The sequence below is a fragment of the Pseudomonas sp. GZD-222 genome, assembly GCF_049310525.1.
Taxonomy (GTDB): Bacteria; Pseudomonadota; Gammaproteobacteria; order Pseudomonadales; family Pseudomonadaceae; genus Aquipseudomonas.
On the sequence record NZ_JBMOWO010000077.1, the window covers coordinates 1 to 10,435 of the forward strand.

The following is a 10,435-nucleotide window of genomic DNA, read 5'->3' on the forward strand; positions in this document are numbered from 1 at the left end:
TTTCTCCTTCCTGGTTCTTCTCCACCCCCCTCCCCCCCCACCCCCCCCCCCCCCCCCCCCCCCGGGGGGGGGGGAATTATTCAGTTATAAAACAAACAAGGCGCTATTACAGCGCCTTGTGCATTTAAACCGCACTGTTATTGCACACCGCTGTTACTTAAAGTCCACCCCGTTCCACCCACGGTACAACTTCATCTGTTTCAAATATAAATAATTGTTTTATATAGCCTTTATACAACCATCAGGCATTCATCCGCACTGGCACAGTTCCTGCTCTTACCCTCTAGAGTTCAACCATCAAACAACGTACCGCCTATAAAACAATAAAAACCAACACCTCCAGCCAAGTGCGCGCCATTGCTGATTCCGTTTAAACGCCTAGTTCAAGGCGGCGGACAGCTGTTGCCCACAGAAATGGCTCAACCTTGCAGGGCATTGATATGAACAAGTACGTGGTAAGCCTGGGCCTGATCCTCAGCAGTTGCACAAGTTTCGCCTCCGAACCCGGCCCGGCCGCTCCCGACCAACCGCCAGCGGTGAAGAAGCCTTTTCCGCATATCGCCTGGCGCAGTTATGACGGCCAGAGCTCGCTGGATATCGGCGGCGCCCTGCGGGTGAACTACCGGGATGAACACTGGGACACCACCGAAAACAATGGCCGCTTCCTCTTCGATACCTTCCGCATCGATGTACAGGCTACCCACAAGCAGTTGTTCAGCGATGTCGGTTACTGGTTCCAGGATGACGGCAAACGCTCCATCGACCGCGGCTATGTCGGCTACCGCTTCACCCCCAACGCCAACCTGCAGGTCGGCGCACCGTTCAAGCCCTTCGGCCTGGAGCCTTACCCACAGTTCGGCTGGAGCTACCACATTCCGTTTTTCATGGGCTATGGCGTCAGCGCCGGGAGCGGTCTCAAGTACAGCTACAAGGACAAGGACTGGGACCTGCAACTGGGCTACTTCCCGCGCATGTTGCCCAGCGGCATCCGCTATTCGCCGGAAGTCGGCCGTTATGCCGACCTGGACGATAACGCCGTAGCCTTTACCCAGTCGCGCCAGGACAACGAGAAGCGCAACCAGGTCAACGCGCGGGTCGCCCGCACGTTTACGGGAGAGGGCTGGAAAACCGAGGTTGGCGCCTCGTTGGCGGCGGCTGAACTCTACAACGCCACGACCCGCGATGACGGTGACTATTGGGCTGCTGGCGTGCATGCCATCGTCAACGCCGGACCGTGGACAGTCACCAGTCAGGCCATTCGCTACGAGTACGATCCGCAGAACCCCGACGGCGTCAGCAACGACTCGGTATTGATGGGTGGTAACGGTCTGACCCCGGCCTTCCTGATCGCCTCCAAGGCCACCATCGCATCGCTCAACGTCGGCTACGACATCTTCACCCCCAGCCTTGGGCAGTTGAAGAAGATCAAGCTGTACAACGACTACAGCCGGATGATGAAAGACAAGAGCGGCTGGGACGATTCACAGATGTTTACCGTGGGTGCGCAATTCCTGGCCATGCCGATCATGGCCTGGGTCGACTTTACCTGGGCGAAGAACGCCAACCCCTTCGGTGGCGCGGAGAATGGCACCGGCTGGACCAGCACCAGCTCTGTCGGCAGCAACGACTGGTACTACCGCACCAACATCAACATTGGTTACTACTTCTGAAGCCATCGCCGCCCGGCAAGCGCCGGGCGGCGATGGGGCTTAGTCGGCCTGAAGTTGTGCAGCGCTTACCGCAGGTTTGCGGAACACAAACAACAAGCCGATCACGATCAAGCCCATGCCCAACAAGCTCAGCGCTGCCAGGCGGTTACCGAAGATCAGGTAGTCCATGATCGCCGTCACCGCGGGCACCAGGTAGAACAGGCTGGTGACATTGACCAGGTTGCCACGGGCAATCAGCCGGTACAGCAGCAGGGTCGCCAGCAGCGAGACCACCAGGCCCATCCACAGCAAAGCGCCGATGAAACTGCCGGTCAGTTCGACCTGCAGCGGTTGCAACGGTGCAAACAGCGCACACATCAGCAGCCCGGCGATGTACTGCATCGGCAAGGTGCCCATGGGATTGCTGGTGATGCGCTTTTGCATGATCGAACCACAGGTCATGCTCGCCAGTGCCAGCAAGGCAAAGAGCATCCCCGTCAGCGACACCCCGCCCAGGTTGATGCCTTGGTAAACCACCATGATCAGACCACTCAACCCCAGCCCCAGTCCGAACAGACGGCTCCAGGAGCGCTGACGTTCCATCAGCATCACGGTGAGGATCGGTTGCACGCCCATGACCGTGGCCATGACACCGGGAGTTACCTGGGTGTTCAGCGCCAGCAGATAGAAAATCTGGTAGGCGCCGAGCAACACGCAGCCGGTAGCCAGCGCCTGCAGCACCGCTGCCCGCCCGCGCGGCCAACGCAACTTCAACAAGGGCGCGAGCAGCAACAGGCCGCACAAGGCCAGGGCCGAGCGCAGCAACAGGAAAGCAAAGGGACTGGCATGGGCAAGACCCAGCTTGGAGACAATCGCCCCGCTACTCCAGAGCAGGACGAACAGGCTGGTGGTGGCCGCCGAGGCCACGGATTCTTTCGAGAAAACAAACATGAATGCCACCTGTAATTCGGGCAGATAAGCCGAACGGTGCTGCCTGTTAGGGGCAGCCAACCGTATTCAGTAGGGTGCAGGTGTGACGGGACGCAGCGATTGGCCGCTTAGCCCAGCACTACCACGCCTGGCGGTGCGACAACGCACACAACCACGCTACTGACAGGTGGTGGGTAGTGACTGATCATGGCCGGCTGCTGACTCCCACGCACAACCACAACCGCGTCGGGCGCGGTAGCGAATACGGTGCTGAGTGGGGAAGCTGGCATGAGCAGGTCTTTGGTGAGGGTGAAGTGGGTCTGACTATAGCGGTGAGTTTATCGCGGGGCAAGCCCGCTCCCACCGGTGGGAGCGGCGGTGCGACGACTCGACTTGCCCCGCGATGCTGTTTCAGAACAACCAGCGGTACAACAGGTAGGCAACCACCACCGCCAGCACCGGACGCAATACCCGGTAGGCCTTGGGGTTGGCACGCTTGAACTGTTTGACCTGGCTGCTGATCACGTTGCTGAAGCGCTTGCTCCAGGCATACGCCTGGTTGATCCCGCCGACGCGTTCGTCATCGGTGTTCTGCGGTGCCGTAGCGCGACCCAGGAAAGCACTGACCTTGCGGTTGATGCGGGTCATCAACGGGCTGTTGAGCGGACGCTCGACGTCGCAGAACAGAATCACCCGGGTGGTTTCAGTTTCGTTCTTCACCCAGTGCACGTAGGTTTCATCGAACATCACGTCTTCACCGTCGCGCCAGGCATAGGCCTGACCATCAACGTAAATTCGGCAGTTGTCGGAGTTGGGTGTCGACAGGCCCAGGTGATAGCGCAGCGAACCGCCAAAGGGATCACGGTGCGGGTTGAGATGACTGCCCCCCGGCAGCAACGCAAACATCGCACCCTTGACGTTGGGAATGCTGTTGACCAGCTCGACGGTCTTGGGGCACAGCGTTTCGGCCGATGGCAAGGCTTTGTCGTACCACTTCAGGTAAAAGCGTTTCCAGCCTTTCTTGAAGAACGAACCGAAACCGGCGTCGTTGTCCTTCTCGGCGGCACGGATGTAACCCTCGTCGAACAGGTGCATGGCCTCTTCGCGGATAACTTCCCAGTTGTCCTTGAGTACATCGAGTTCGGGAAAACGGCTGCGGTCCAGGTAGGGTTTGGAGGGCACGCCGGAAAACAGATACATCAAGGCATTATAAGGGGCAAACAGCGCCGAATGGTTGACGAACTGGCGCAACATCGGCAATCGCGCCTTGCCGCGCAGGTGTACATACAACGTACTGCCGAAAAACAACAGCAAAACACCTGCCTTGGCGACAAAGGAAACAGTCATGCAACACTCCTTGGAATTTCGATCAGGCCATCGCTGCCGGATTAATCGATCATCATAAACTGATCTGGCCACGGTAAAAATAACCCTGGCCATCATTCAGTATTAAGGATTTTGCAACAAAGCCCGGCGCTGATTATTGCCCTTGATCAGCGCCAGGGCGCTTTACTGCTGGTTTTCCTGGTCAGTGAACAGGTCGCTGAAGAGCATGCTCGACAGGTAACGCTCACCCGAGTCGGGCAGGATCACGACGATGGTCTTGCCCTGCATCTCCGGCTTTTCTGCCAGACGCACGGCCGCCGCCATCGCCGCACCCGAAGAAATCCCGCAGAGGATCCCCTCCTCCTGCATCAAGCGCAAGGCCATGACCTTGGACTCCTCGTCACTGACCAGCTCGACCTGATCGACCATCGTCAGGTCGAGGTTGTTCGGCACAAAGCCGGCACCGATGCCCTGGATCTTGTGCGGGCTGGGCTTGACCTCCTGGCCGGACATCGTCTGGGTGATCACCGGCGAAGTCAGCGGTTCGACGGCCACAGAAAGGATCGCCTTACCCTGGGTCTGTTTGATGTAGCGCGATACGCCGGTGATGGTGCCACCGGTGCCGACCCCCGCAACCAGCACATCGACCGCGCCGTCGGTATCGTTCCAGATCTCCGGACCGGTGGTTTTCTCGTGAATCGCAGGGTTGGCCGGGTTATCGAACTGGGCCGGCATGAAGTACTGGGCGGTATCACTGGCGACGATTTCACCGGCCTTTTCAATCGCCCCTTTCATCCCTTTGGCAGGTTCGGTCAGCACCAGTTCGGCGCCCAGCGCCTTGAGCACTTTGCGCCGCTCGATACTCATCGACGCCGGCATGGTCAGCAGCAGTTTGTATCCGCGCGCAGCCGCGACAAAGGCCAGGCCGATCCCGGTGTTGCCCGAAGTCGGTTCGACGATGGTCATGCCGGCCTTGAGCTTACCGCTGCTTTCCGCGTCCCAGATCATGTTCGCGCCGATCCGGCATTTGACCGAGTAGCCCGGGTTGCGCCCTTCGGTCTTGGCCAGGATGGTCACGCCGCGCGGGGCGATGCGGTTGATCTGCACCAGCGGCGTGTTGCCGATGGAATGCGCATTGTCAGCAAAAATACGGCTCATGGCGGGGTCCTTTTAAGCACCGGCAGGAAAACTTAAAGGGTAAGCCTGCAGCGCCAGTGCGTCCACATCCACCGAACCCGTGCCGTTGACGGGGGTCAACCGATTACTAGCCTGCCGGAAACTGTCACTGATGAAACCTCGCTACCGCTGGCCTTTGTGGGGGCTGCTGAGCATCGCCCTGTTACTGCTGGCCCTGCACCTGGCCTTGCCAATGCTGGTGCGCAACTACCTCAACGACAAGCTTGCCGAGATGGGCGACTACCGCGGTCAGGTGGCAGACGTCGATCTGGCGTGGTGGCGCGGCGCATACAAGATCAACGGTCTGACCATCGTCAAGACCAGCGGCAAGGTGCCGGTGCCGTTTCTCCAGGCGCCGTTGATCGACCTTTCGGTCAGCTGGCATGCGCTCTGGTATGACCACGCGGTGGTCGCCGAAGTGCTTTTTGTGCGCCCCGAGCTCAACTTCGTCGACGGCGCCAGCAAGCAGACGACGCAGACAGGCCAGGGGACTGACTGGCGCCAACAGTTGGAGAAACTGCTGCCCATCACCCTCAACGAAGTGCGTATCGATAACGGCACCCTGACCTTTCGCAACTTCAACTCCAAACCGCCGGTCGACCTCAAGGCCACACAACTGGAGGCCAGCATCCGCAACCTGACCAACGTCGAGGACCAAAAGGGCCGCCGCGATGCCCGCTTCACTGGCAAGGCCCGCCTGCTGGGCGATGCCGCGGTGGAAAGCAGTGCCACCTTCGATCCGTTCAGCGATTTCGACAACTTTCAGTTCCGCCTGCGCGCCACCGGCATCCAGTTGCGCCGGCTCAATGACTTCGCCAGTGCCTACGGCAAGTTCGACTTCAATGCCGGCCATGGTGACCTGGTGATCGAGGCCGAAGCCGAAAAAGGCCGGCTCACGGGTTACATCAAGCCCTTGTTGCGCGACGTCGATGTGTTCAACTGGCAGCAGGACGTGAAAAACGAAGACAAAGGCTTTTTCCGCTCGATCTGGGAGGCATTGGTCGGCGGTAGCGAAACGGTGCTGAAAAATCAGCGCAAGAACCAGTTCGCCACCCGCGTGGAACTGAGCGGTAGCGTGCATAAAAGTGATATCAGTGCCTTCGAAGCCTTCTTGCAGATCCTGCGCAACGGCTTTATCCAGGCCTTCAACGCACGCTATGAGCAGGCGCCGCCCAAGTCTGACTAAGTCACCGAGTGACGAGCCATTCAGAGACTGAATGGGCCGTCTGCGTTCCCAGTCGACCAGAGCCCGCGTTATAGTCGTGCATGACAATTTTTCTGCCAGGGGCCATGTACCCCGGCATTACGTTAGAGGATCGGTTCATGAAGTTCGAAGGCACCAGCACCTACGTCGCCACAAACGACCTGAAACTGGCAGTCAACGCGGCGATCACCCTGGAACGGCCACTGCTGGTCAAGGGCGAACCCGGCACTGGCAAGACCATGCTCGCCGAACAGTTGGCCGAATCCTTTGGCGCCAAACTGATCACCTGGCACATCAAGTCGACCACCAAGGCCCACCAGGGCCTCTACGAGTACGATGCGGTCAGCCGCCTGCGCGATTCGCAGCTGGGCGTGGACAAAGTCCACGACGTGCGCAACTACCTGAAGAAAGGCAAGCTCTGGGAAGCGTTCGAATCCGAAGAGCGGGTGATCCTGCTGATCGACGAAATCGACAAGGCCGACATCGAGTTCCCCAACGACCTGTTGCAGGAACTGGACAAGATGGAGTTCTACGTTTACGAGACCGACGAGACGATCAAGGCCAAGCAGCGCCCGATCATCATCATTACCTCGAACAATGAAAAAGAACTGCCGGACGCCTTCCTGCGCCGCTGCTTCTTCCACTACATCGCCTTCCCTGACCGCGACACCCTGCAGCAGATCGTCGATGTGCATTACCCGAACATCAAGAAAGACCTGGTCAGCGAAGCACTGGACGTGTTCTTCGACGTGCGCAAAGTGCCGGGCCTGAAGAAAAAACCATCCACCTCGGAACTGGTCGATTGGCTCAAGCTGCTGATGGCCGACAACATCGGCGAAGCGGTGCTGCGTGAACGCGATCCGACCAAGGCCATCCCGCCCCTGGCCGGCGCCCTGGTGAAAAACGAACAGGACGTGCAACTGCTTGAGCGCCTGGCCTTCATGAGCCGTCGCGGTAACCGCTGAGCCGGGGGGCAATTGCCATGCTGCTCAATCTGTTCAATGAAATGCGCGCGGCCAAAGTGCCGGTGTCGGTACGCGAGCTGCTTGATTTGCTCAATGCACTCAAGCAGCGGGTTACCTTCGCCGACATGGACGAGTTCTACTTTCTGTCGCGGGCGATCCTGGTCAAGGACGAACGCCATTTCGACAAGTTCGACCGGGCTTTCTCCGCCTACTTCAAAGGCCTTGAAAATCTCAATCAGCACCTCGAAGCGCTGATTCCCGAAGACTGGCTGCGCAAGGAGTTCGAGCGCTCGTTGACCGACGAGGAGCGCGCGCAGATCCAGTCCCTGGGCGGCCTGGACAAGCTGATCGAAGAGTTCAAGAAGCGCCTGGAAGAACAGAAGGAACGCCATGCCGGCGGCAACAAGTGGATCGGCACCGGTGGTACCAGCCCGTTCGGTTCAGGCGGCTTCAACCCTGAAGGTATTCGCATTGGCGATGCCGGCAAACGCCAGGGCAAAGCGGTCAAGGTCTGGGACCAGCGCGAGTACAAGAACCTCGATGATCAGGTCGAACTGGGCACGCGCAACATCAAGCTGGCCCTGCGCCGCTTGCGCAAGTTCGCGCGCCAGGGCGCGGCCGAAGAGTTGGACATCGACGGCACCATCGACCACACCGCCCGCGATGCCGGCCTGCTCAATATCCAGATGCGCCCGGAGCGGCGCAACAGCGTCAAGTTGTTGCTGCTGTTCGACATCGGCGGCTCGATGGACGCTCACGTGAAGATCTGCGAAGAGCTGTTCTCGGCCTGCAAGACCGAGTTCAAGCATCTGGAGTATTACTACTTCCACAACTTCGTCTACGAGTCGGTGTGGAAGAACAACATGCGCCGCACCTCCGAGCGCACCTCGACCATGGACCTGCTGCACAAGTACGGCGCCGACTACAAAGTGGTGTTCGTCGGCGATGCGGCGATGGCGCCCTACGAGATCACCCAGCCGGGCGGTAGTGTCGAGCACTGGAACGAAGAAGCCGGTTACGTGTGGATGCAGCGCTTCATGGAGAAGTACAAGAAGCTTATCTGGATCAACCCTTATCCCAAGGACACCTGGGGGTATACCGCTTCGACCAACATCGTGCGAGAGCTGATCGAGGACCGGATGTTTCCGCTGACCTTGCGCGGGTTGGAGGAAGGGATGCGGTTTTTGTCCAAATAACAGCGCTTGCCTGTACCGGATTGAACAGATCTTGTAAGTCCACTACCCCTTCCAACTTCCCCCTCACGTCTGGATCCATGGCTATCAGCGCTCGATAGTCATGGATCTTCCTTCTAGCCGTACGAATATTCCCACGATCCATTCTCCGAATTCCCACTCAGATGTCGGAATCCCTCTGCAGACAGACCGCAGAGCGACAGATTCAAATCACATGCTTCGTTAGTGCTGACGCGACTTCTTCCTCGGGAAACCGAGACTGCATTCAACTCGGAGTACACATGTTAATGGATCTGACAATTCTGTCTGCGCGCGTTGAGTTCAAAGGGGGATGCCAATGAGCAATCGCGAGCCGTACTGCGTGGCAGAGCGAACCACACGCCTGATCCCCAACAGTCACACACCGATCAGAATGGAGGTGCCCGCCGACCTGCCCGGCGTGGTGATCTTCCTCCACGGCGTCAATGACCCGGGTGCCTCTTACGAATCGGTGGAGACGGGGTTGTGCCAAGGTGTCAATGAGCGCCTGGATCGGCCGGATCTCAAGGCGGGGCGTTATGGGGCAGCCTACCAAGAGGCCAAGAAACATCCCTATGAAGAACTCGGTGACATTCAGAAACGTATCCTCGACGACCCAGATACGCATCTTTATCGCCGCGATACTGACACTCCGAAAACCCGCAGCCTGATGATCCCGTTCTACTGGGGCTACCGAGCCGCCCCCGACGAGATCAAGCGCGATGAAAACGACGACCCGGTCAAGCTGCGCGACCAGTACCAGGACATCTACAACAACCGCCTGGACCGCCACTTCGCCAAAGGCGGCGGCTTCTTTGCCAATGCCACCAACAACCTCTTGGACATGTATGGCAAGGGCTTCGACAAGCTGATCCGCCATGTCGCGCAAACCCAGTTGCCCAATACCCTGTACATGGGCCAGGCGCCTCATCGGCGCTACTTCGTCCTGGCCGCCGCCCGCCTGGCCATGCTGATCCGCGAGATCCGCCGGGTGTCGGCCAACGACACCATCACCGTCATGGGCCACAGCCAGGGCACCCTGATCAGCCTGCTGGCCCAGGCCATGCTGGTCGACCAGGGCGAGCGCTGCGCCGACACCCTGATCATGGTGGCCTCGCCCTACAGCGTGCTGCCCAAGGTCACGCCCGAGGACCACGACACCCTGGCGACCCTGATCAACATCGTCAGCGCCGTCACCTGCAACAAGCATCCACGGCCAGCGCTGGCCGAGCTCAGAGAACTCGCCACCTATGGCGGCCGCAGCGGCCCGCGCTGGTCGGCCGGGCAAGGCACCCGGCTGGATAAAGCGCAAAACCTCAGGGTATTTTCCGAGCGCGACAATCGCGGCAAGGTCTACCTGTACTTCTGCCCCGACGACACCACCGTGGCTTTGGACGACGTCGAAGGCATCGGCACCTACGGCGTGCCGGACAGCCTGCCGGACGGCACCGCGGCGATGAGCGCCCTGCACGCGCAGGGCTTCTATCAACGCCTGTGGACCAAGCGCCAGCGTGACGGTGCCCCGGTGCTGGTCGGCAAGGCGCCGGGGCTGGAATACCTGCGCGCCGCCGGTGAGCCGCGTTACCCCGGTGGCTGGAGCATGGCCGCCGCCGCTTCTCAAGCGCCGATCCCCGAGCAGCAAACGCGCCTGGTCAATGCCGAGGCGCTGAACCCGCCCCATGCGCCGCAGATGTTCGGCGGCGAAGCGCAACCTGGCACGCCCACCCGCGCCGGCCTGGACCGTCCCGACGATGTCAGCCAGAGCAACGCCCTGGGCAATCCGGCCGCCCGCTTCCAATGGATCTACGTGCACAACAGTCCCACCCGGGTGGTTCTGGAGGTTGAGCGCGAACGCTGGAACCACGGCAAGGAGGCTGGGGACCAGACCGCCGCGCTACGCCAGACCCCGGTGTCGGGCAACGCCATGTTGAAGACCCAGGATCACTACCGGATCGAACGCGAAGAAACGCCCAA

The 10,435-nt window shown here is 59.8% G+C and carries 9 protein-coding genes; 5 read left to right on the forward strand and 4 right to left on the reverse strand.

All coding sequences use genetic code 11. The features are described 5' to 3' along the window. Nucleotides 1-440: 440 nt before the first annotated feature. Nucleotides 441-1,670, forward strand: a complete 1,230-nt coding sequence (locus tag ACO6VD_RS14390) for a hypothetical protein (protein WP_422419933.1) — start codon at nucleotides 441-443, stop codon at nucleotides 1,668-1,670. A 39-nt stretch (nucleotides 1,671-1,709) separates the two neighbouring features. Here ACO6VD_RS14390 and ACO6VD_RS14395 read toward each other — a convergent pair whose 3' ends face one another. From ACO6VD_RS14395 to cysK, 4 genes are all read right to left on the reverse strand, one after another. After that, nucleotides 1,710-2,600: a DMT family transporter gene (locus tag ACO6VD_RS14395; RefSeq protein WP_422419935.1), complete on the reverse strand. Its 891-nt coding sequence runs from the start codon at nucleotides 2,598-2,600 to the stop codon at nucleotides 1,710-1,712. Nucleotides 2,601-2,707: 107 nt separating this feature from the next. Then, a complete protein-coding gene (locus ACO6VD_RS14400; protein ID WP_164897208.1) occupies nucleotides 2,708-2,869 on the reverse strand; it encodes a hypothetical protein in 162 nt (53 codons plus the stop codon). A 121-nt stretch (nucleotides 2,870-2,990) separates the two neighbouring features. Continuing rightward, entirely contained in the window at nucleotides 2,991-3,926 is a 936-nt protein-coding gene (locus tag ACO6VD_RS14405) for an aspartyl/asparaginyl beta-hydroxylase domain-containing protein (RefSeq protein WP_422419938.1), read from the reverse strand. A gap of 162 nt (nucleotides 3,927-4,088) precedes the next feature. Continuing rightward, a complete protein-coding gene (gene cysK, locus ACO6VD_RS14410; protein WP_422419939.1) occupies nucleotides 4,089-5,063 on the reverse strand; it encodes a cysteine synthase A in 975 nt (324 codons plus the stop codon). 130 nt (nucleotides 5,064-5,193) lie between these two features. On the opposite strand from cysK, the gene ACO6VD_RS14415 reads away from it, so the two are divergent. The 4 genes from ACO6VD_RS14415 to ACO6VD_RS14430 form a co-directional block, all read left to right on the forward strand. Continuing rightward, the gene (locus ACO6VD_RS14415) at nucleotides 5,194-6,267 is read left to right on the forward strand and encodes a DUF748 domain-containing protein (RefSeq protein ID WP_422419940.1); all 1,074 of its coding nucleotides are present in this window, start codon (nucleotides 5,194-5,196) and stop codon (nucleotides 6,265-6,267) included. A gap of 137 nt (nucleotides 6,268-6,404) precedes the next feature. Then, on the forward strand, nucleotides 6,405-7,250 hold the full coding sequence (locus ACO6VD_RS14420; RefSeq protein WP_400172509.1) for an AAA family ATPase: 846 nt from the start codon (nucleotides 6,405-6,407) through the stop codon (nucleotides 7,248-7,250). A 17-nt stretch (nucleotides 7,251-7,267) separates the two neighbouring features. Next, nucleotides 7,268-8,446, forward strand: coding sequence for a vWA domain-containing protein (locus ACO6VD_RS14425; protein ID WP_422419941.1), 1,179 nt, complete (start codon nucleotides 7,268-7,270; stop codon nucleotides 8,444-8,446). Between the two features lie 334 nt (nucleotides 8,447-8,780). Further along, a partial coding sequence (locus ACO6VD_RS14430; protein WP_422419942.1) for a T6SS effector phospholipase Tle3 domain-containing protein occupies nucleotides 8,781-10,435 on the forward strand: 1,655 nt, incomplete at its 3' end.

Bases quoted from the DNA above. Each gene is read 5' to 3' on its own strand.
- ACO6VD_RS14390 (WP_422419933.1), top strand. From the start codon at position 441: ATGAACAAGTACGTGGTAAGCCTGGGCCTGATCCTCAGCAGTTGCACA.
- ACO6VD_RS14395 (WP_422419935.1), bottom strand. From the start codon at position 2,600: ATGTTTGTTTTCTCGAAAGAATCCGTGGCCTCGGCGGCCACCACCAGC.
- ACO6VD_RS14400 (WP_164897208.1), bottom strand. From the start codon at position 2,869: ATGCCAGCTTCCCCACTCAGCACCGTATTCGCTACCGCGCCCGACGCG.
- ACO6VD_RS14405 (WP_422419938.1), bottom strand. From the start codon at position 3,926: ATGACTGTTTCCTTTGTCGCCAAGGCAGGTGTTTTGCTGTTGTTTTTC.
- cysK (WP_422419939.1), bottom strand. From the start codon at position 5,063: ATGAGCCGTATTTTTGCTGACAATGCGCATTCCATCGGCAACACGCCG.
- ACO6VD_RS14415 (WP_422419940.1), top strand. From the start codon at position 5,194: ATGAAACCTCGCTACCGCTGGCCTTTGTGGGGGCTGCTGAGCATCGCC.
- ACO6VD_RS14420 (WP_400172509.1), top strand. From the start codon at position 6,405: ATGAAGTTCGAAGGCACCAGCACCTACGTCGCCACAAACGACCTGAAA.
- ACO6VD_RS14425 (WP_422419941.1), top strand. From the start codon at position 7,268: ATGCTGCTCAATCTGTTCAATGAAATGCGCGCGGCCAAAGTGCCGGTG.